22 protein-coding genes and 1 tRNA gene are annotated in these 20,156 nt (G+C 34.0%); 14 read left to right on the top strand and 9 right to left on the bottom strand.

Annotated features, from left to right (window positions below):
• Window positions 1-90: 90 nt before the first annotated feature.
• Window positions 91-2,580 (top strand): DUF5686 and carboxypeptidase regulatory-like domain-containing protein, encoded by a 2,490-nt coding sequence (locus ASC72_RS21615; RefSeq protein ID WP_056195852.1) that lies wholly within the window; start codon window positions 91-93, stop codon window positions 2,578-2,580.
• 246 nt (window positions 2,581-2,826) lie between these two features.
• Here the strand turns inward: ASC72_RS21615 and ASC72_RS21610 are convergent, their stop codons facing one another.
• The 4 genes from ASC72_RS21610 to ASC72_RS21595 form a co-directional block, all read right to left on the bottom strand.
• The gene (locus tag ASC72_RS21610; RefSeq protein WP_056195851.1) at window positions 2,827-3,702 is read right to left on the bottom strand and encodes a cation diffusion facilitator family transporter; all 876 of its coding nucleotides are present in this window, start codon (window positions 3,700-3,702) and stop codon (window positions 2,827-2,829) included.
• A 173-nt stretch (window positions 3,703-3,875) separates the two neighbouring features.
• On the bottom strand, window positions 3,876-5,189 hold the full coding sequence (murA, locus tag ASC72_RS21605) for a UDP-N-acetylglucosamine 1-carboxyvinyltransferase (RefSeq protein ID WP_056195848.1): 1,314 nt from the start codon (window positions 5,187-5,189) through the stop codon (window positions 3,876-3,878).
• A gap of 91 nt (window positions 5,190-5,280) precedes the next feature.
• Entirely contained in the window at window positions 5,281-6,003 is a 723-nt protein-coding gene (locus tag ASC72_RS21600; RefSeq protein ID WP_056195845.1) for a DUF4290 domain-containing protein, read from the bottom strand.
• Between the two features lie 2 nt (window positions 6,004-6,005).
• Window positions 6,006-6,302, bottom strand: coding sequence for a DUF493 family protein (locus tag ASC72_RS21595; RefSeq protein WP_056195842.1), 297 nt, complete (start codon window positions 6,300-6,302; stop codon window positions 6,006-6,008).
• 271 nt (window positions 6,303-6,573) lie between these two features.
• On the opposite strand from ASC72_RS21595, the gene ASC72_RS21590 reads away from it, so the two are divergent.
• The 7 genes from ASC72_RS21590 (at window position 6,574) to ASC72_RS21560 (ending at window position 13,271) form a co-directional block, all read left to right on the top strand.
• Complete coding sequence (locus tag ASC72_RS21590; protein WP_056195839.1) at window positions 6,574-7,488, top strand: carboxylesterase family protein; 915 nt, start codon at window positions 6,574-6,576, stop codon at window positions 7,486-7,488.
• Window positions 7,489-7,506: 18 nt separating this feature from the next.
• A complete protein-coding gene (locus tag ASC72_RS21585; RefSeq protein WP_056195837.1) occupies window positions 7,507-8,112 on the top strand; it encodes a hypothetical protein in 606 nt (201 codons plus the stop codon).
• A gap of 575 nt (window positions 8,113-8,687) precedes the next feature.
• Window positions 8,688-9,221, top strand: a complete 534-nt coding sequence (locus ASC72_RS21580) for an AAA family ATPase (protein ID WP_056195833.1) — start codon at window positions 8,688-8,690, stop codon at window positions 9,219-9,221.
• Between the two features lie 65 nt (window positions 9,222-9,286).
• Window positions 9,287-11,182 carry an ATP-dependent DNA helicase RecQ gene (locus ASC72_RS21575; RefSeq protein ID WP_056195831.1) on the top strand — a complete coding sequence of 632 codons (1,896 nt, stop codon included), beginning with the start codon at window positions 9,287-9,289 and terminating at the stop codon, window positions 11,180-11,182.
• Window positions 11,182-12,129 carry a methionyl-tRNA formyltransferase gene (gene fmt, locus ASC72_RS21570; RefSeq protein WP_056195829.1) on the top strand — a complete coding sequence of 316 codons (948 nt, stop codon included), beginning with the start codon at window positions 11,182-11,184 and terminating at the stop codon, window positions 12,127-12,129. The genes ASC72_RS21575 and fmt overlap by 1 nt, the downstream gene beginning before the upstream one ends.
• Window positions 12,130-12,309: 180 nt before the next feature.
• Window positions 12,310-12,582, top strand: a complete 273-nt coding sequence (locus tag ASC72_RS21565) for an HU family DNA-binding protein (RefSeq protein WP_017498096.1) — start codon at window positions 12,310-12,312, stop codon at window positions 12,580-12,582.
• Between the two features lie 128 nt (window positions 12,583-12,710).
• Window positions 12,711-13,271, top strand: coding sequence for a YqgE/AlgH family protein (locus tag ASC72_RS21560; RefSeq protein WP_026984133.1), 561 nt, complete (start codon window positions 12,711-12,713; stop codon window positions 13,269-13,271).
• Here ASC72_RS21560 and ASC72_RS21555 read toward each other — a convergent pair.
• Entirely contained in the window at window positions 13,268-14,107 is an 840-nt protein-coding gene (locus ASC72_RS21555) for an aminotransferase class IV (RefSeq protein WP_056195826.1), read from the bottom strand. The two genes, ASC72_RS21560 and ASC72_RS21555, sit on opposite strands and share 4 nt — an antisense overlap.
• Before the next feature lie 55 nt (window positions 14,108-14,162).
• The gene (locus tag ASC72_RS21550; protein ID WP_026984135.1) at window positions 14,163-14,555 is read right to left on the bottom strand and encodes an START-like domain-containing protein; all 393 of its coding nucleotides are present in this window, start codon (window positions 14,553-14,555) and stop codon (window positions 14,163-14,165) included.
• Window positions 14,556-14,708: 153 nt separating this feature from the next.
• Here ASC72_RS21550 and ASC72_RS21545 point away from each other — a divergent pair.
• Together ASC72_RS21545 and ASC72_RS21540 are read left to right on the top strand one after the other, a co-directional pair.
• Window positions 14,709-14,782, top strand: a tRNA-Met gene (locus tag ASC72_RS21545).
• Window positions 14,783-14,839: 57 nt separating this feature from the next.
• The gene (locus ASC72_RS21540) at window positions 14,840-15,001 is read left to right on the top strand and encodes a GIY-YIG nuclease family protein (RefSeq protein WP_082564376.1); all 162 of its coding nucleotides are present in this window, start codon (window positions 14,840-14,842) and stop codon (window positions 14,999-15,001) included.
• Window positions 15,002-15,004: 3 nt separating this feature from the next.
• Here the strand turns inward: ASC72_RS21540 and ASC72_RS21535 are convergent, their stop codons facing one another.
• Genes ASC72_RS21535 through ASC72_RS21525 form a run of 3 tightly spaced genes read right to left on the bottom strand, consistent with a single transcriptional unit; the run spans window position 15,005 to window position 16,910 of the window.
• Complete coding sequence (locus tag ASC72_RS21535; protein ID WP_056195824.1) at window positions 15,005-15,625, bottom strand: alpha/beta hydrolase; 621 nt, start codon at window positions 15,623-15,625, stop codon at window positions 15,005-15,007.
• 11 nt (window positions 15,626-15,636) lie between these two features.
• Window positions 15,637-15,933: a GNAT family N-acetyltransferase gene (locus ASC72_RS21530; RefSeq protein WP_056195821.1), complete on the bottom strand. Its 297-nt coding sequence runs from the start codon at window positions 15,931-15,933 to the stop codon at window positions 15,637-15,639.
• 38 nt (window positions 15,934-15,971) lie between these two features.
• Window positions 15,972-16,910 (bottom strand): ring-cleaving dioxygenase, encoded by a 939-nt coding sequence (locus ASC72_RS21525; protein WP_056195819.1) that lies wholly within the window; start codon window positions 16,908-16,910, stop codon window positions 15,972-15,974.
• A gap of 318 nt (window positions 16,911-17,228) precedes the next feature.
• On the opposite strand from ASC72_RS21525, the gene ASC72_RS21520 reads away from it, so the two are divergent.
• The 4 genes from ASC72_RS21520 to map all read left to right on the top strand — a co-directional run bounded on the left by ASC72_RS21520 (window position 17,229) and on the right by map (window position 20,051).
• The gene (locus ASC72_RS21520) at window positions 17,229-17,486 is read left to right on the top strand and encodes a hypothetical protein (protein ID WP_056195817.1); all 258 of its coding nucleotides are present in this window, start codon (window positions 17,229-17,231) and stop codon (window positions 17,484-17,486) included.
• Window positions 17,487-17,572: 86 nt separating this feature from the next.
• Window positions 17,573-18,793, top strand: coding sequence for a DUF763 domain-containing protein (locus tag ASC72_RS21515; protein ID WP_056195814.1), 1,221 nt, complete (start codon window positions 17,573-17,575; stop codon window positions 18,791-18,793).
• 114 nt (window positions 18,794-18,907) lie between these two features.
• Entirely contained in the window at window positions 18,908-19,270 is a 363-nt protein-coding gene (locus tag ASC72_RS21510) for a nuclear transport factor 2 family protein (protein WP_056195813.1), read from the top strand.
• 16 nt (window positions 19,271-19,286) lie between these two features.
• Window positions 19,287-20,051, top strand: coding sequence for a type I methionyl aminopeptidase (gene map / locus ASC72_RS21505; protein ID WP_056195810.1), 765 nt, complete (start codon window positions 19,287-19,289; stop codon window positions 20,049-20,051).
• Window positions 20,052-20,156: the final 105 nt, after the last annotated feature.

Raw genomic sequence — 20,156 nt, 5'->3', positions numbered from 1 at the left:
TTTCAAGACGCTCAGCCTGATATACAATTTAACAAATTATTAATAAGCTCGCTTTTAACTTATTCTATTTTTGTGAGAGAAAAAACTTTCATGAGAAACTATACTTTATTTGCCTTTTTATTTTTTTCGCTTTCCAACTTTGCTCAAATCAAAGGAACCATAACGGATGAAAAAGGAAATCCTTTGCCTTTTGTTTCTGTTTTTGAAGAAAACACTTATACGAGTACAACCTCAAACGAGCAGGGAAATTATCAACTCAACGTAAAAGAAGTTGGCAAAAACAAAATTACGTTTCAGTATTTAGGTTTTAAAACCCTAAAAGTAGCAGTCTCTTCAAATTCAAAAACGGTAATTTTAGATGTGAAACTCCAGGAAGAAAGTTTTGCATTAAATGAAGTTATCATTGACCCAAAAAATAATCCGGCAAACGCAATTATAAAAAGTGCCATTGCAAACAAAAAACAGAATTCTGATAAAACTGCACGCTACACAGCTGATTTTTATTCAAAAGGAATGTTTAAAGTTAAAGATCTTCCCAAAAAAATCCTTGGTCAAAAAGTCGATCTTGGCGAAGACATGGCCTCCAATTTAGATTCGACCGGAACGGGAATTTTATATTTATCAGAAACCATTTCGGAAATTTCTTTTGAAAAACCCAACAAACTAAAAGAGAAAATCATCGCTTCTAAAATCTCCGGAAACAATAATGGCTACAGCTATAACACGGCCAGTTTATCAACTTACGATTTTTACGAAAATAATTTAGACTTCGACGTTAAGCTCATCTCTCCTATTGCCGATAATGCTTTCAATTATTACAAATACAAATTGGAAGGAACTTTTTTTGATGACAACAATCAACAAATCAACAAAATAAAAGTCACACCAAAACGCGACAAAGAGCCCGTTTTTGAAGGTTATATCTATATTGTCGATGATAGTTTTGCCATTTATGCGATAGATTTAGACATTAAAGGCTACCGAATGAAAAATGAATTTACTGAAATTATGACTTTAAAACAGAGTTTCAGCTATAATTCGAAGAATAAAATCTGGTCTAAAAATGCGCAAACTCTTTCATTTAATGCTGGCATTTTTGGAATTAAATTCTCCGGGAAATTCAATTATGTTTATTCCAATTATGAATTTCCGGATTCATTTGAAAAGAAAACTTTTGGAAATGAAATTGTAGCTTTTGAAGCCAATGCCAATAAAAAAGATGATGCTTTTTGGAACGAAATCCGCCCAATCCCGTTGACTATTGAAGAAAGTACCGATTATACCAAAAAAGATAGTCTATTAACCATTCGTAAATCCAGAAAATATACTGATTCAATAGATGCTAAAAACAACAAATTTAAAGTTTGGGATGTTTTAATGGGTTACGATTATAAAAACACCTTTAAAAAATATTCTTTTGATTATAAAGGACTTTTACACCTGACTTCATTAAGTTTTAATACCGTTCAGGGCTTTAATTTTGATACGGGCTTTTCTTTTAGAAAATGGAATGAAGAAGAAGGAAAAAGCACTTCTATAAGCACCACTTTTAATTACGGATTTTCAGACGAACGTTTTCGAGTAACCGGACAATTCAGCCATCGATTCAACACTATCAATTATGCTACAATTTGGGCTTCAGGAGGAACAAAAACAACGCAATTTAATGGTGCAGAACCTATCAGCAAATTTGTCAATTCTATAAGTTCTTTATTTTTCAAAGACAATTATATGAAGTTATACAATTTAGAATTTGCTCAAATCAACTATTCTCAAGATGTTGCAAACGGTATAAATTTGAATGCGAGAGTGGCTTACGAACAACGAAAACCTCTTTTTAATACTACGGATTATTCTTTCTTTAAAAAAGATGATACTTATTCATCAAACAATCCTTTAGCGCCCGATGACTTTACAACCCCAGCTTTTGATCAGCATCATTTGTTTAAAACAGCTTTAACTGCAAGAATTAATTTCGGAAACAAATACATTTCAAGACCTGATGGGAGATATAATATCAAAGATGAAAAGTATCCCACAGTATATTTAGTTTTCGAAAAGGCTTTTGCGGCAAGTGAGAAGAAGTATGAATTTGAAAGAGTTGGCGCATCAGTACAATATGATTTATCATTAGGAAATAAAGGTCTTTTGGGAATGAATTTCAAGGCCGGGAAATTTTTTAATGCGGAAAATATCTCTTTTATAGATTACAGACATTTTAACGGAAACCAAACACACATCGGAACAAGTGATCGCTATTTGAATGTCTTTAACTTAATGCCATATTACGCTAATAGCACAAACGATAGTTATTTTGAAATGCATCTGGAACATAATGATACCGGTTTTATTATGAATAAGATTCCGCTATTGAATTTATTAAAATCAACAATGAATATTGGATTTCACTCGTTAGCAATTCCAGATAGAAAACCTTATTCTGAGTTCACAATTGGTTTAGACAATTTAGGTTTTGGAAAATTTAAATTATTCAGAGTTGATTACGTACATTCCTATCATGGCGGAGTTCAACAAAATGGGGTTGTATTTGGGTTGAAAATACTTAATGTTTTGGATTAATATCGATTTTGATTTCACGCAGATTTGGCAGATTAAAATAGATTTATTTGAAAAATTAAAATCGTAAACATCAACTTACCTAAGACTGCGTTAGGGATGGGAGCGGCATCCTTTTTGTTTTTTCTTTAAAAACAAAAAGATACAGCGGACAGCCCGGCCGGAGGCAACGCCCATAAAAAAATCCGCTTACTCTTTTTAAAAAGAATAAACGGATTTTTTAAAATTTAAAACCTTTGAACCTTCTCCCTAGTGATAATCATCTGGCTCAATATGAATCAAAACATTCCCTAACTGAGGTATTTTCTCTTTTAGAGTATCTTGTAATTTATGTGATAAATCATGTCCTTCTTTTACTGAAATTTTAGCCGAAACTATAGCATGAAGATCAACATGAAATTTCATTCCGGCTTTTCGGATAAAGCATTTTTCAGTTCCAAGAATACCCTCAACCATTAAAGCTGTAACACGAATTTCTTCAACTAAATCATCATTTAGATTTTCGTCCATGATTTCACCGAGTGCCGGTCTAAAAATTTTATAGCTGTTGTATAAGATAAAAAAAGCAGCAAAAAGTGCCGCCCAATCATCTGCTGATTCGTAACCTTTTCCCATAAACAGTGCGACCGAAATACCGATAAACGCCGCTACCGAAGTAATTGCATCACTGCGATGATGCCATGCATCTGCTGCTAATGACGAGCTATTGGTTTGTTTGCTTCGTTTCATTACGACGCGAAATGAATATTCTTTCCAGATTATAATTGCGCCCAACACATATAATGTCCAGGACTTTGGCAAATCATGTGCAGTCTGAATATTACCGATACTTTCGTAAGCAATAATTGTTGCCGAAGTAATTAAAAACCCAACAACCAAAAATGTAAATAAAGGTTCTGCGCGACCATGTCCATACGGATGATTTTCATCTGCCGGTTTGTTTGAATATTTTATTCCAACTAAAACTAAAAAAGAGGAGAATATGTCTGCAGTCGACTCAATTGCATCTGCAATCAAGGCATAAGAATTGCCAAAAAAACCTGCTAGCCCTTTTAAGATGGCCAAGCAGGTGTTTCCAGCTATACTAAAATAAGTAGCTTTTATAGCTTTTTGTTCATTTGTCATTTAGACTATTTTTTTCGCCACGAATTCACGTATTATACAAAATCTGATTTTTTAGTATTTAATTACACTAATTTTATTTAAAAAATTAGTGCAATAAAACACAATCTTAATCTTCGTTTAATTCGTGAATTGCTTCGCCAGTTCGCTTTCGCTCGTGTCGTGGCAAATATTTTTTACTCGCGCACGATTTTAGCACCAATAGCTCTCAAACGCTCATCGATACGCTCGTATCCACGGTCAATTTGTTCGATATTTTGAATTATACTTGTACCTTTTGCCGAAAGAGCTGCGATTAATAATGAAATTCCGGCACGAATATCCGGAGAAGACATTGTTGTCGCTTTTAGTTGAGATTCGAAATTATGCCCCATAACCACTGCTCTGTGCGGATCGCACAACATAATTTTTGCTCCCATATCGATTAATTTATCCACGAAAAACAAACGGCTTTCGAACATTTTTTGGTGAATTAAAACATCCCCTTTTGCTTGTGTAGCCACAACCAAAACGATACTCAACAAGTCAGGTGTAAATCCTGGCCAAGGCGCATCGGCAATAGTTAAAATGGATCCGTCAATATCTGTTTTTACTTCGTATCCGTCTTTGTGAGCTGGAATGTAAATATCATCACCACGCTTTTCGATCGTAATTCCTAATTTTCTAAAAGTATTCGGAATCAAACCTAAATTTTCCCAACTTACATTTTTGATCGTGATTTCGCTTTTTGTCATAGCTGCAAGACCAATCCAGGAACCGATTTCAATCATATCTGGAAGTATTCTGTGCTCACAACCTCCAAGACTTTCAACACCTTCAATAGTCAATAAGTTTGAACCAACTCCGGTAATTTTAGCTCCCATTGAATTCAACATTTTACACAATTGCTGTAAATATGGTTCGCAGGCAGCGTTGTAAACTGTAGTTTGTCCTTTTGCCAAAACAGCTGCCATAACAATATTTGCAGTTCCTGTAACAGAGGCTTCGTCAAGTAACATGTCTGTTCCTTTCAATCCTTCTTCCGGAGTTTCTACACCATAAAAGTGATCTTCTCTGTTATATCTGAATTTTGCTCCAAGGTTAATAAAACCTTCAAAGTGTGTATCTAATCTACGACGGCCAATTTTATCTCCACCCGGTTTAGGAATATATCCTTTTCCGAAACGGGCCAAAAGTGGTCCAACAATCATAATAGAACCACGAAGTGCTCCACCTTCTTTTTTGAAAGCTTCTGTTTCTAAATATCCAACATTAACCTCATCGGCCTGAAACGTAATCGAACCCGGTCCATTGCGTTGAATTTTAACTCCTAAATTACCCAACAAAGTGATTAATTTATTGATGTCAATAATATCGGGAATATTATTAATTGTTACTTTATCTCCTGTTAAAAGCACAGCACATAAAATTTGTAATGCCTCATTTTTTGCTCCTTGCGGAGTGATTTCTCCTTTTAAAGGAATTCCTCCTTCGATTTTAAAAATTCCCATATTTCTCTTTTAGGTTCTGAGGTTCTGAGGTTCTAAGGTTCTGAGCTAAAAATCTTAGTAGCTTAGTATCTTAGTATCTTAGCACCTTTTTTTATTTCTGATTATTGTTTTTTTGAAAAGGTTTTGGTTTCCCCGGGCCTTTATTGTTTTTGTTACTTTGGATTTTTGGTTGGCCTGGTGGTGTAATTTTATTCGACATACGTTTGTTCGTACGCAATAAATCAGTTGTGTTTAAAAGCTCTTCTGTGCTTTGCAACAAATTGATTTTTCCGCCTGACAATTCAAATAAATGTTCGAAAATCACATCATCTTTTACTGTGTCTTTGTTCCAGCTTAAGTATGATTTTTTCATGTGATTAGCGATTACTAAAACCAATGCATTTTTCATTTCACCATCTTCCCATTTATTGGCAACATCAATCATATATTTGATATTATTACCGTAAAATCTATATTTCGGGAAGTTTTGAGGATATTGTAAAACGTCTGGTTTTAACTGCAATACATCTCTTGAAGGAATTGGATATGGCGATTCTACATCTAATTTAAAATCAGACATGATAAAAAGCTGATCCCATAATTTATGCTGAAAATCTGGTACATCACGCAAATGCGGATTCAGACTTCCCATAACCTGAATGATGTATTTTGCAGCTTTATTGCGCGTTTCGGCATCTTCAATAATAGTAGCCTGATCAATCAGTTTTTGCAAATGACGACCATATTCAGGAATAAGTAAACGCTGTCTTTCAGAATTGTATTCTAAGTTAAAAACAACGTCATTTGCGACTTCTTTTTTATATTTTTCGACCATAATTATAATGAAACTATACCTTCTATTGTAGATACTTCTTTGTATTTGCCAATCACTTCGTCAGAGCTATGCATTGTAACATCTATAGAAACACTGGTAAATTTACCGGTTTTAGATTTTGTTGTTCTGATAACCGCGCCCATGTTGTCAAAAGCTTTTTCAACTCGCTCAACATTATCACCTACCGAAGGCATTATAAATTTATACAAATATTCTGCTGGCCAAGTATTTGAATTATCCAACTCAACCTTTAATCTTTCGTAAAATTCGGCGGTGTTTTTTTCTTTATCGTTCTCCATTCGTAATTAAAAATAAACGCAAATATACGGTTTTGATTTCAGATTTTTTAGATTTTTTTCTTTGAAAAAAGGTTCAACGATACAATCCCGAAGCTTCGGGACAAAGGTGCAGAGAAAAAAACTTTATGACATTATTTCTTTGTAAAATTTCCTCTTATATTTGAGAAAACATTACGTAGAAATAATCTCGCAAAGTCGCAGAGTCGCAAAGTTTTTCTTTAAATTTTCTTATTTGACTTTGCGCCTTTGCGAGATTAAAAAACATATTACAATGAAAAAAATCCTTTTACTTTTTATCGCACTCACTTTTACCAACATTGAAGCACAGGAAATCAAAACGATCACTTATTTCCAGAACGATACCATCAAATTGGATTTAGATTTGTATTTGCCTGAGAAAAAATCAAATGAAAAAATTCCGTTGGTGATTTTTGCTTTTGGCGGAGGATTTTCTGGTGGGGAACGAACCAGCGAAAAAGAATTTGGAATATTTATGGCGAAAAACGGTTATGCGGTTGCCAGCATTTCATACAGTTTATACATGAAAGGAAAAGATTTCGGCTGCAAAGGAACTCTAACTGAGAAAATAAAAGCAATCCAAATTGGCGTAAGCGATATGTGGCAGGCGACTTCTTTTTTGATTGAAAACGCTGCTAAATACAATCTTGATGCTTCAAAAATCTTTATCTCCGGAATTAGTGCGGGTGCAGAAATTGGTTTTCACGCTTCGTTTTGGGATTATAAACTCATGAATTTATACAAAAACAATTTACCGGAAAACTTTAAATACGCAGGTTTCATTGGAGGTTCCGGAGCAATTCAGGATATCAATTTAATTATGAAAGAAAAAGCAATACCGATGTTGTTAGCACATGGAAACAATGACAATACGGTTCCGTACGCTGCAGGTTCGCATCGCTCCTGTCCAACAAACGCTTCGGGCTGGTTAATTCTTTTTGGATCGTATGCGGTCTACAATCATATGCTTGATTTACATAAAGATATTGAGCTCATTACGTTTTGTGGTGGTGGACATGAATTTTCGGGCTATCTTTTTCATGATGGAAAACAATATGTTTTGGATTTTGTGAATGATGTTTTGAAAGGAAAGAAATTCGAATCGCATTTGATTGTTCCTTCTAAGAAGAAAGGTATTGATTCTGGGAAATATTTGTTTTGTGAGTGATTAATTTTATAATTAGATATGAAACAACAATATAAAAGTTTTGAAATTGAAGTTCTTGATGAGCCTAATTACATTTTTAATTCAGTTAAAAATTTACGCCAATATAATAAGGTTTTTTTTCATGAAGATTATTATCAAGAAAGTTTTAATACCACAAGCAAACATGCAATTATCATTAAAGAATTTGAAACCGAAATTTCTAATGCTATAATTGGCGAAATTGGTGGAGCAACTGGAGTTTATGATAATTCATTTATTATTGAAAATGACAAAATATGGATTTGCGTTTGTAATAAAATTTATTGTTTAGAAATTCCGTCTCTAGAATTAATATGGCAAAAAGAGTTTGATCATTTTACAAATTTGAGCATTTATAAACTTGAAAAAGATTTTGTAATACATGGCGAATTAGAAATATTACGAATTACAAGAGAAGGTGAAATTGTTTGGCGTTTTGGAGGAAGAGATATTTGGATAAATCCTGAAGGCAAAACAGAATTTAATATTGAAGATAACGTAATAAGATTATTCGATTTTGAATCAAATGAATATGTTCTAGATTTTGATGGGAACCAAATTGAAGACAACCCAAGATTGGTTTCAGGAGAAATTAAAAAGAAATGATGGAAAATTTTTGGCTAAATCTAAGACAAATTAGTTCATAATACTTGGTTTTAAACAAGGAATATTCAAAATTAGAAGCGCAAAGCTCCAGCGGAGCAAAATGTTTATAGCTAATTTTTACGTTTGATATTCAATAGCTCCATCGGAGCGATATGTCGATTCCAAACATGCCACCCCGATGGGGCTGTATAAAACAACCTTATATTTTTTTCTATAAATATGACGTCCCGCTGGGACTAAATGTCTTTATTATATTTTCATGTAAACTGGACTAAAGTCCTGTCTACATGAAATTTAGAGAGCATTTGGCTTTGTCTATTCTAGTCTTTTACATACGTCTAGGTTTTGAAAACCTTGCAGGAGAACACAATATTGTAAATCTTTCCAAAAATAAAACCATATTTCCTAACTAGCCCTGATTGAGGCGATATCCTTTTTATGGCGGGGTTCGCCATAAAAGATATAGCCGAAAGCAGGAATCCATACCTCCAAAATTGCGAAATCATTCGCTTCAGGCAAAATAATCTTTTTAAATACCAATAAGTTTAGGTAAATTTGCGCTTTATTTTAAGAAAGTGCAAAAAGAAATCATAGTTCTCATTGGTGGCCCGGGAACGGGAAAATCTACTCTGATCAACGAATTGGTAGCTCGTGGCTACTGTTGTTACCCTGAAATTTCAAGACAAGTTACGCTCGAAGCGCAACAACGCGGCATAGAACAATTGTTCCTGGAACAACCTTTATTGTTTAGCGAAATGTTATTGGAAGGCAGAATTAAACAATTCGAAAATGCCCTTGAAGAACCTGACAATGTAGTTTTTATAGATCGCGGAATTCCGGATGTTGTCGCTTATATGGATTATATTGGCGATGAATATCCGATACATTTTACAAAAGCCTGCGAAAATTTTAAATATTCTAAAACTTTTATTTTACCGCCTTGGGAGGAAATTTACGAAAGCGATACTGAGCGTTACGAAAATTTTGAACAGGCTTTAACAATCCAGAAGCACCTTGTTGAAACGTATAAAAAATACGGTTACAATTTAATTGAAGTGCCTAAAGATACGGTGGAGAACAGAATTCTTTATATCTTAGATAAAATTTAGGCATTTGGTTAAAGTTGCAAAACTAGAAACTGATTTCTAAATTTTTTAACTTTAAAACAAGACCGATGCCAGAAGCGCAAGAAATTCTTTTAAAATACTGGAAACACGACAGTTTTAGACCGTTGCAAAAGGAGATTATTGACTCGGTTTTGGATGGTCAGGATACTTTTGCCCTTTTACCAACCGGTGGCGGAAAATCAATTTGTTTTCAGGTTCCGGCGATGATGCAGGAAGGTATTTGCTTGGTGGTTTCGCCTTTGATTGCTTTGATGAAAGATCAGGTGGCGAATTTGCAAAAGCGGGATATTAAAGCGATTGCACTTACCGGCGGAATTCATACAGAAGAAATCATTGATCTTCTTGATAATTGTCAACACGGAAATTACAAGTTTTTATACCTTTCTCCAGAGCGTTTACAATCAGACTGGATTTTAGAACGCATCAAAGATCTTCCTATAAACTTAATTGCTATTGATGAAGCGCATTGTGTTTCGCAATGGGGACACGATTTTCGTCCGGCGTATTTGAAGATTTCAGAACTCAAAAAGTATTTTCCGAAGATTCCGTTTTTAGCTTTGACAGCAACGGCGACTCCGAGAGTTATTGAGGACATTAAAACGGAGTTGGGCTTGAAAGATCCTAATTTTTTCCAACAATCTTTTGAAAGAAAAAATATCGCGTACATGGTTTTTGAAATCGAAGACAAATTGTATCGTACCGAACAAATTCTAAAGAAAAATCCACAGCCTTCTATTATATATGTACGAAATCGTAAATCGTGCCTCAATATGTCGACACAACTACAATCGCTAGGATTTAAGGCGACTTATTATCATGGCGGACTTTCTGCAAAAGAAAAAGACAAAAACATGCAATTGTGGATGTCCGAACAAGCGCAAGTTATTGTGGCCACGAATGCATTTGGAATGGGAATTGACAAAGACAATGTAAAAACAGTTATTCATACACAGTTACCTGAAAATCTGGAAAATTATTATCAAGAATCCGGGAGAGCGGGACGAAATGGCGAAAAAGCTTTTTCGGTATTGCTTTTTAATAATGCAGACGCCAATCAGACAGAGCAACAATTTTTGAGTGTTTTGCCTGATAAGAAGTTTTTGAAAACGATGTATGTGAAACTTTGCAATTATTTTCAGATTGCTTACGGCGAAGGATTGGACGATTCTTTTTCATTTAAACTGAATCATTTTTGTAACAAATACGACTTCCCTACTCTAAAAACCTATAATGCATTGCAATTCCTTAATCAACAGGGAATTATTACAATGTCTCAGGAATTTTCAGAGAAGATTACGATGCAGTTTTTAATCGAATCAAAAGAAGTGATTCGGTATATGAGTCTGAATCCAAATGATGAAGAAATCATACTGGCAATTTTAAGAACGTATCCGGGAGTTTACGAAATGAAAACACCTTTTAATCTTTCGTTAATTGCAAAAAAGTCCCATCATACAGAAGAACAGGTTTCGGCTGTTTTAGAAAAGCTGAGAGAAAAAGAAATCATCGAATACAAATCTAAAAATAACGACGCGACTATATTATTCAATGAAGTTCGTGAAGATGATTTAACCATAAATCGAGTTTCTAAATATTTGGAGAAACAGAATCAGCTTAAAAAAGAACAGTTGATGTCTGTCTTATATTATATTAAGGAAAACAAAACCTGCAAAAACCGATTGGTTTTGGATTATTTTGGAGAAGAAACAACAGAGAATTGTGGCGTCTGCTCTTATTGTATTACTCAAAAAGGAAAAATTACGGAAGCCGATTCGATTGCTGATAAAATTTTGCATTTATTAAAATCGGCCGCATTGACTTCGAGAGAAATTCAGACCCAAATAAAACTGGATGCCAACGATATTGTTTCGGTACTTCAGGAATTATTAGAAAACAATCATATTACCATACAAGCGAATAATAAATACACTTTAAAATCATAATGGAAAAATTGAGAATTATATTCATGGGAACTCCGGAATTTGCTGTCGGCATTTTGGATACCATTATCAAAAACAATTACGATGTTGTTGGCGTGATTACAGCTGCAGATAAACCGGCGGGACGCGGACAAAAAATAAAATACTCGGCAGTAAAAGAATATGCGCTGGCGAACAGCCTTACTTTATTACAGCCTACCAATTTAAAAGATGAAGCTTTTTTAGCTGAACTAAAAGCTTTGAATGCTAATTTACAAATTGTGGTTGCTTTTAGAATGTTACCAAAAGTAGTTTGGGAAATGCCAGGTTTAGGAACATTCAATCTTCATGCATCGTTATTGCCAAATTATCGTGGAGCAGCACCGATTAACTGGGCTATTATTAATGGAGAAACAAAAACTGGTGTTACCACTTTTTTTATCGACGATAAAATCGATACCGGAGCAATGATTTTGAATTCGGAAATTGCAATTGAACCAGAAGAAAGTGCGGGACAATTACACGACCGATTAATGTTATTAGGAAGCGAAACTGTTATTGATACTTTGAAAGTAATAGAAAACGGAAATGTAACCACAACGATTCAGAAAGATAACGAAGAAATTAAAACGGCTTATAAGCTAAATAAGGAAAACTGCAAGATTGACTGGACAAAATCCGGTGCTGAAATCAACAATTTGATTAGAGGTTTAAGTCCGTATCCTGCTTCATGGTGTTTTTTGAAAGATAAAGAGGAAGAGCAAGCTATTAAAATATATGAAGCAAAATTGGTTTCAGAAGCACATTCTTACGAAGTTGGGAGTTTGATTTGTAGCAAAAAAGAAATCAAAGTTGCGGTTCAGGATGGCTTTTTACAGCTATTAAGTTTGCAATTACCTGGAAAAAAGAGAATGCAAGTGGCAGAATTGCTAAATGGGATAACTTTTTCTAATACTGCAAAGCTCTATTAACGTCAGTAAAACAGGGGTTTTTACCTGTTTTTGATCGATAAACAGCTTGCGTTATGAACAAAAAAACTAAGTTATTAACAATTTTTGCTAAAATTAAAGAAAACACTTGCAAGGAACGGATTTCCTACTAAATTTGTGTATTAACAATTTTTTTTAACCAACAATTAATAACTAATTATTATGAACAAATCAGAATTAATCGATGCTATCGCTGCTGATGCAGGAATCACAAAAGCTGCGGCAAAATTGGCTTTAGAATCATTTTTAGGAAACGTAGGAGCTACTTTAAAAAAAGGTGGCAGAGTTTCATTAGTAGGTTTTGGATCTTGGTCAGTATCTGCTAGAGCTGCTAGAGACGGTAGAAACCCTCAAACAGGAAAAACTATTCAAATCGCTGCTAAGAATGTTGTAAAATTCAAAGCTGGAGCTGAATTAGAAGGTGCAGTGAACTAAGTAAGAAAAGTTCTCTAAACTTATAATATAATTAAAACCCTCCCATGGAGGGTTTTTTTGTGCGGTTTAACGATTTTATTTGGGTTTTTAAAAATTTTATGACTAAATTTAATAAAAATTGTAGCCGTATGATTTCAGAAAAATTAAAAAAAGGACACCTGCTTATTGCCGAACCTTCTATAATTGGAGATTTATCTTTTAATAGATCGGTAATTTTATTAGCAGACCATAACAAAGAAGGATCAATAGGTTTTATCATTAATAAACCGTTAAAATACACTATTAATGATCTAATACCTGAAATTGACGCCACTTTCAAGATATATAATGGAGGCCCTGTAGAACAAGACAACCTTTATTTCATTCACAATATTCCAGAGTTAATCCCGAATAGTGTTGAGATTTCTAATGGAATTTATTGGGGAGGTGATTTCGAATCTACTAAAGACTTAATAAACGACGGATCTATTAGCAAAAATAATATTCGTTTTTTCTTAGGATATACCGGTTGGGACGAAAATCAGCTCGAGAGTGAAATGCAGGGAAACTCCTGGATCATTACTGATAATAGTTATAAAAACAAAATTATCGGTAAGTCTACCACCCATTTCTGGAAAGAGCAAATTATTGAGCTTGGCGGCGATTACCTTATATGGTCAAATGCACCAGAGAATCCGTATCTGAATTAATTTTCAGAAATGGATTCATTTAGCTTTTGCACTAATAAATGCGCCAGATCACTTGTAAACTCCTTTTTCCGATATTTGGTTATCGGTTGTATTCCTATGATTACATTTGTGAGAAATAATTCGTCAGCTTTTTGAAGATCAAATGGCGAAATTATTTCTTCCACTACTTCTATTCCTTCAAGTTTCTTAGCTAAAGCTAAAATTTGTTTACGCATTATTCCATTCAGACATCCTTCAGAAATTGGAGGCGTAATTAATTTTTTACCAATCAACATAAATAAATTCCCCTGCAAACCTTCAACCACGTTTTTCGTGTCGTTTACTAAAAGGCAATTTGCCAAACCATTTTCGTGAGCAAAAATACTTCCGGTCACATTTATCATTTTATTCGTCGTTTTAATCGACGATAATAATTGTTTGGTCACATAGAAATCTTTATACAAATCAACTTCGTATTCAGCGGTATTTAATGCATAAGAAGCTTTGTCAAGCGAAGTGGTGTGAATTAAATAAGAGACTTCGTTAGTTTTTGGCAAATACAAACCACCATCGTTTCTAAAAACAGTAATTCGGGCTCTTGCTGAAGCTGAAATTCCTTTTTGCTGAACTAATTTTAAAACTTCTTCTTCAAAAAATTCCATTGTGAAGTTCATTGGAATTTCCATTCTAACCACACGCATCGAAGCCATCAACCTAAAATAATGATCTTCCAGAAACAGAATTTTGTTGTTGATTATTTTTAGTGTTTCAAAAACACCATCACCATACAAAAAAGCGCGATTTTGAGTTAATACATTATCGTTTTCCGCTGCTATGTTTCCGTTAAAATTGATCATAAAAAAAGCCCTGAATTTTGTTCAGGGCAAATATAAGGTATAAAATAGACTTTTACTAAACAGAACCTATAAGATGTTTCAGGTCTGAGATCTGATTCTCCCACAATTGTTTAGCTTCTCCTACTTCTTCTTTTTCAGCGAAATCAACTACCATTAATGATACATCTTTAGTTAATTCATCAACTAAAATATGCAATTCGAAAAAATACTCAGTATCCTTACTGCTTTCGTCAACCCATTTGAATTTGACTTTTTCACCCGTTTTTTTAGAAGCCAAACGCGCTTTTTCCTGCGAGTCATTCCAGATAAAAGTAAAGAATTCACCTCTTGAATTTACATTGTCTGCAAACCATTCTGACAAACCTGATGGTGTTGATATATATTGATATAATAATTGCGGCGAAGAATTTATAGGAAACTCGATTTCGTAACGTATTTTTGGATCCATGTGCTACTTTTAATTTTTTCGAAATATAAGAATATATGTCCAAAAACAATGCATTTTTAAAAATATTTTTTTTTCTTCATTTTATGCTTGTAAGCTCTAATAATATTTTTATATTTGCACCCGCAATGAGGAACACGGTTCGCTTGCAATCTTGGCGAGGTAGCTCAGTTGGTTAGAGCGCAGGATTCATAACCCTGAGGTCACGGGTTCAACTCCCGTCCTCGCTACAAAATAAAAAAACACCACTGAAAAGTTGGTGTTTTTTTCGTTTATGAAAGGTGTATATGGAGGAATTTGTTGTCTATATTCTTTATTCTGAAAGATTTAATAAAAACTACACGGGTTTTATCTCTAATTTAATCGAAAGATTCAAGTCTCATAATTATCTTGCAACAAAAGGATTTACTTTAAAATTTAGACCCTGGAATGTAATTCATGTTGAATAAATCTTATTCTTTTACAAAAACAATCTCATTCACCAAATCTATTTCGTCCTGACTTATGCTATGTCCCATATTTTCATAGATTTTTTTTGTAACAGCTGCTCCCATTTTTTTTAGAAGTGCTTCTGTTTCATTTACCCTTTCAACCGGCACATGAAAATCGGGATCACTAGTACCAATAAAGACTGGTGTATTTTCGAAATTTCCTTTGTAATGATCTTCATAAACCTTATCGCCAATAAGTCCACCAGTAAAAGCGACTATACCTCCATATTTAGCAGCGTTTCTGGCTGTAAATTCTAAAGCTAAACAAGCACCCTGAGAAAATCCAAGAAAATAGATATTCTCTTTTTCAATTCCGTTTTGCTGAATTGCAACAACAACATTATGAATAGCCTCTAGTGATTTTGAAAATGAAGGCTCATTTTCATTAATAGGCACTAAAAAAGAATAAGGATACCATGTTCTGTTTTCTGCCTGAGGTGCAACCAATGCAAAATCATTGACATTCAAATGTTTTGAAATCGAAAGAATATCATGCGCGCCTGCACCACGTCCGTGAATCATAATCAAAGCCTTTTTAGCATCATTTAAAGGCACACCATCTGTAATTGTATCTATATTCATTATGTTATATTTTAAGATTGTTTTTTCCAGATATCCTGATATTCATCAGGATGTCTTTTAAATTGTGCATGTACATACGGACAAAGCGGTAAAACCATCAAATTATTGGCACGTACATATGACGTCATTTCGTCTAAAAGTTTTTTAGCATATCCTTTGCCCTCTGCTTCAGGCTCAACACCCGTATGGTAAACCGTCAGTAAATCAGGTTTAATGCTTACCGTCATTTCGCCCAGCTTTTTATTATCAACATATAGATTAAAAGCTCCGTGTTTTTTCTCGTCTAATTCCAGTTTAATTGTTTCCATATATTTGCACTTAAGAATCTAATTTACAAAATTTTAAATTAATTAATTTTAACTAAATGATTTTCAATACTTGCTCTTTGAGATTCGTATTGCGCAGGTAGTTTTAAGTTTTGACCTAATTCCTCTAAGCTTTCATCTACTGTAAATCCGGGATTATCTGTAGCGATTTCAAACAAAACGCCTCCTGGTTCTCTGAAATATAGCGAATGGAAATATTGTCTGTCTATTTGTGGCGTAATTGATAATCCGTATGCGTCGATTTTTTCACGGAAGTGCATTAAAATTTCATCGTTTTGAACTCTAAATGCTACGTGATGAACAGATCCATTAGCAACATAACCGCGTTTTTCATCTGTCAGTTCTACTAAGTCAACAATTGCGGCATTTTCTACTGCATCAGTTGCATAACGGTAACGATTTACATCCTGATCAATCAATTTGTAACCAAATATTTCTGTTAGGATTGCTGCAGTTGGTTTAATGTCGTTTAAAGTCAAAGTAATGTTATGGAAACCTTTTGTTGCCACATCAGTTTTTACTTCGTCTGTTTCCCAGCCTTTTCTGTTGTCTCCCGTTTTAGATTCGATTAACTCTAATTTCAACCCGTCCGGATCAAGAAAAGTAAGATATTTTTCTCCGAATTTTTCAGCAGGCTTATTGTAGATTACATTATATTGTTCAAAACGTTTCTGCCAGAAATCAAGACTCCCTTTTGGTACAGAATACCCAATTTCGGTAGCCATTCCAGCACCTTTCTGTCCTTGCTGAATGCCTTCTCCCCAAGGGAAAAAAGTTAAAATAGTTCCGGCGCTTCCTATTTCGTCGCCAAAGTAAAAATGATACGTTCCAGGATCATCAAAATTTACTGTTTTTTTGATGAATCTTAATCCGAGTATTTTTGAGTAAAAATTGAAATTGCGTTTAGCATCACCTGCAATTGCAGTAATATGGTGTAAGCCTAAGATTTTATTTTCCATGGTATTTTATGTTTTAAGTTGTTTTGATTTTCTTTTACAAATTTACCTCAGCTATCTGTGTTTATCGATTAACCTAGATTAAGAAATAAAACTCAAAACGAATACAATACAGACTTTAATTTCAGGTCTAAATTGTTCTATCTAATGGAATAGTTTTTATATCACAAATAGTAGAGTCTGGCACATTAAGCATAAAAAGAAGACTATTGCCAAATGCTTATTAATTATTTTCTCTACACATTAAAAAAAACATAAAAAATAGCAATGCTAATTGGCGTTAAAGTGCCATTTTTGTAAACTAATTAATGCGCAAACAATATGGATATAGTCAAATTTAAAATCACATCAAAAACGATAAAAGTAGAAGTACGCAATTCGAATAATTATGTCTTTAATTTTAATACCGCTTTGGAGATTGAAAAAGAAGACAGAGATGTTTTATTAAAGCTATACAATGCATTAGATATTCTTTTTAAGAAAGAAACTCCCAGCGAAGTAAAAAACTACATTTCGCCAAATCAAACCAATATATTAGATCAGATTTCGGCCGTTGACGGTTTAGAAGAGGAGAAATAAACTGTTATAATCTGGAACAACTTTACGCTCTTATAAGCATTTAAAAGTATTTTACTTTATTTTTGTATAATTACAAATTCCAATAAATGAAACGTTCCGGTACAGCAGATCTTCCATTACATTATGGACATGTTCCATTATGGCTTGCTGAACGTATGTCGAAACTTGGCTTTGCAATTGTGGAAACGATTGCTATGGAATTCTCTACTTCTGAAGTTATTAGCAAATTAAGTAATCCTTTTTGGTTTCAAAGTTTTGGCGCTGTAATGGGAATGGACTGGCATTCCTCCGGAATTACAACTTCTGTACTTGGAGCATTAAAAAAGTCTGTTAATCCTCATTCCAAAGAACTCGGAATCTATATCTGCGGTGGCAAAGGAAAACATTCCATGACAACACCACAGGAACTTTTATTTGTTGGCGAAAAAACGGGTCTTGACGGAAATAATCTGGCGAATTGCAGTAGGCTTACTGCCAAAGTTGACAATACAGCTATTCAGGATGGATTTCAATTATACCAACATAATTTTATTGTTGACAATAAAGGACAATGGGCCGTTATTCAACAAGGAATGAATCCCAACTCTAAAACGGCAAGAAGATATCATTGGCATTCACAAGATTTAAAGTCTTTTATAAATGAACCTCATACTTTTATTTATGGCGAAAATCAAGGGAGTATTTTAAATCTCACTGCGCAAGCGGCCACAAAATCGAGAGAAGGCATTTTAGAATTATCAAAAGAATCTCCAACAAAAATCATGAAGGAAATGCAATATCTATCTATGCCTGCACATCATGATGTCAGAATGGAAGATGTGAATATGAAAAGACTCGGCGCAATGCTCTGGACAACCCATGAAAATAAGCCGGAAGATTTTCAGGAACTACTGCTTTTAAAAGGAATGGGACCAAGAGCTTTGCAATCATTAGCATTAGTAAGTGAAATCATTTACGGCACTCCTACCCGATTTGAAGATCCTGCACGTTTTTCTTTTGCTCATGGCGGAAAAGACGGACATCCATTTCCTGTTCCGGTAAAAATCTACGATGAAACCATTGAGACCTTGCAAAGAGCCATTAATCGTGCTAAAATTGGTAATAGTGATAAAATAACAGCTATTCAAAAATTATCTGAAATCTCAAGAAGGGCCGAAGAAAGTTTTACACCCAATTCTAACTTTGATGCCTTGATTCAAAGAGAGCGAGATGAATCATATAAATATGGTGGAAAAACTGTTTTTGGAGATGCTAAACCTCCTAAAACTAAACCTTCAAGTCCAAATAATCAACTGGAATTATTTTAAGTTCATTTCGAAGCCGGGAGTTGTTTTCACCAAGATATATTCAGTAATCACCGAAACAATTTATTCCTCTAAATAAAATTAGCTTTATATTAGCAATAACAAATTTCAATGTAAATGTCAAATCAATTCGAAAACACCATCAAAAAAGCTTATAACGCTTTCAACGAAAGAAATATCGACGATGCACTATCAACAATGCAATCAGATGTGCAATGGTCCAAAGCCTGGGAAGGCGGTTACATTTCGGGACATGATGAAATAAAGCATTATTGGACCAGACAATGGACAGAAATAAATCCGAAAGTAGAACCTATCGGTTTCAATGAAAGAGAGAACGGAAGCTTAGAAGTTAAAGTGCATCAAAATGTAAAAGATTTGCAAGGCAGTTTAATGTTTGACGGACTTGTAAAACATATCTACACATTTGAAGATGGATTAATAAAAACAATGGACATTGAACTGGTTGAAAATAATTAATTAGAAAAATAAAAACATGTCAATAAAACAAGAGTCAGAATTAATAGGAATGAAAAAAGCCAGTCAAGCAGTAGCTTATGCTTTAAAAGAAATGAGAAATTTTGCCAAACCTGGAATGACAACAAAGGAGCTGGACGAATATGGAGGAAAGATTCTTAATGATTTAGGTGCAAAATCAGCACCCTATCTAACTTATGGCTTTCCGGGATGGACTTGTATTAGTGTAAATAATGAATTCTGCCATGGTATTCCATCTGCTAAGAGAATACTTAAGGAAGGCGATTTAATTAATATTGATGTTTCTGCCGAATTAGATGGTTTTTGGTCAGACAACGGAGGTTCATTTGTTATTGGAGAAGATAAAAACGGACACCAAAAACTGGTTGATGCATCAAAAGATATTTTAAGACAAGCGATAAACAATATAAAAGGCGGGGTAAAAATTTCTGAGATAGGATATCTTATAGAAACAGAAGCGAAAAAAAGAGGTTACAAAGTAATAAAAAATTTAGGTGGCCATGGCATTGGTAGAAGTTTACATGAACAACCAGATGAATTACTAAACTATAAAAATCGATTTGACCAAAGACGTTTTAAGAAGAACTCAGTTGTAGCTATTGAAACATTCATATCAACAGCTTCATCTCAGGCAGTAGAACTTAATGACGGCTGGACAATGGTTGGCAACAAAGGTGGTTTTATGGCACAGCACGAACATACAATTGTAGTTACTGAGGGCAAACCAATCGTCCTGACCGAAATGAATGAAATCTGGAATTAAGAAAACATTTCTAGGCCTTTAACATAAATTTATTCAAAAACAACAATAATATTAACTTAATAATCAGTACCTTAATAACAAAAAACAATAATTATGCTTTTAGGT

It is taken from the genome of Flavobacterium sp. Root420, from assembly GCF_001427905.1.
Classification (GTDB): Bacteria; Bacteroidota; Bacteroidia; order Flavobacteriales; family Flavobacteriaceae; genus Flavobacterium.
This window is presented reverse-complemented; position numbering and strand designations above follow the sequence as displayed.

What these genes read in the sequence shown, in the direction of transcription:
- ASC72_RS21550 (WP_026984135.1), bottom strand. Translation starts at nt 14,555, where the DNA reads ATGGATCCAAAAATACGTTACGAAATCGAGTTTCCTATAAATTCTTCG.
- ASC72_RS21525 (WP_056195819.1), bottom strand. Translation starts at nt 16,910, where the DNA reads ATGGAAAATAAAATCTTAGGCTTACACCATATTACTGCAATTGCAGGT.
- ASC72_RS21590 (WP_056195839.1), top strand. Translation starts at nt 6,574, where the DNA reads ATGAAAAAAATCCTTTTACTTTTTATCGCACTCACTTTTACCAACATT.
- ASC72_RS21520 (WP_056195817.1), top strand. Translation starts at nt 17,229, where the DNA reads ATGGATATAGTCAAATTTAAAATCACATCAAAAACGATAAAAGTAGAA.
- ASC72_RS21595 (WP_056195842.1), bottom strand. Translation starts at nt 6,302, where the DNA reads ATGGAGAACGATAAAGAAAAAAACACCGCCGAATTTTACGAAAGATTA.
- ASC72_RS21565 (WP_017498096.1), top strand. Translation starts at nt 12,310, where the DNA reads ATGAACAAATCAGAATTAATCGATGCTATCGCTGCTGATGCAGGAATC.
- ASC72_RS21600 (WP_056195845.1), bottom strand. Translation starts at nt 6,003, where the DNA reads ATGGTCGAAAAATATAAAAAAGAAGTCGCAAATGACGTTGTTTTTAAC.
- ASC72_RS21510 (WP_056195813.1), top strand. Translation starts at nt 18,908, where the DNA reads ATGTCAAATCAATTCGAAAACACCATCAAAAAAGCTTATAACGCTTTC.
- ASC72_RS21585 (WP_056195837.1), top strand. Translation starts at nt 7,507, where the DNA reads ATGAAACAACAATATAAAAGTTTTGAAATTGAAGTTCTTGATGAGCCT.
- ASC72_RS21515 (WP_056195814.1), top strand. Translation starts at nt 17,573, where the DNA reads ATGAAACGTTCCGGTACAGCAGATCTTCCATTACATTATGGACATGTT.
- ASC72_RS21615 (WP_056195852.1), top strand. Translation starts at nt 91, where the DNA reads ATGAGAAACTATACTTTATTTGCCTTTTTATTTTTTTCGCTTTCCAAC.
- map (WP_056195810.1), top strand. Translation starts at nt 19,287, where the DNA reads ATGTCAATAAAACAAGAGTCAGAATTAATAGGAATGAAAAAAGCCAGT.
- ASC72_RS21610 (WP_056195851.1), bottom strand. Translation starts at nt 3,702, where the DNA reads ATGACAAATGAACAAAAAGCTATAAAAGCTACTTATTTTAGTATAGCT.
- ASC72_RS21540 (WP_082564376.1), top strand. Translation starts at nt 14,840, where the DNA reads ATGGAGGAATTTGTTGTCTATATTCTTTATTCTGAAAGATTTAATAAA.
- ASC72_RS21535 (WP_056195824.1), bottom strand. Translation starts at nt 15,625, where the DNA reads ATGAATATAGATACAATTACAGATGGTGTGCCTTTAAATGATGCTAAA.
- ASC72_RS21555 (WP_056195826.1), bottom strand. Translation starts at nt 14,107, where the DNA reads ATGATCAATTTTAACGGAAACATAGCAGCGGAAAACGATAATGTATTA.
- murA (WP_056195848.1), bottom strand. Translation starts at nt 5,189, where the DNA reads ATGGGAATTTTTAAAATCGAAGGAGGAATTCCTTTAAAAGGAGAAATC.
- fmt (WP_056195829.1), top strand. Translation starts at nt 11,182, where the DNA reads ATGGAAAAATTGAGAATTATATTCATGGGAACTCCGGAATTTGCTGTC.
- ASC72_RS21575 (WP_056195831.1), top strand. Translation starts at nt 9,287, where the DNA reads ATGCCAGAAGCGCAAGAAATTCTTTTAAAATACTGGAAACACGACAGT.
- ASC72_RS21560 (WP_026984133.1), top strand. Translation starts at nt 12,711, where the DNA reads ATGATTTCAGAAAAATTAAAAAAAGGACACCTGCTTATTGCCGAACCT.
- ASC72_RS21530 (WP_056195821.1), bottom strand. Translation starts at nt 15,933, where the DNA reads ATGGAAACAATTAAACTGGAATTAGACGAGAAAAAACACGGAGCTTTT.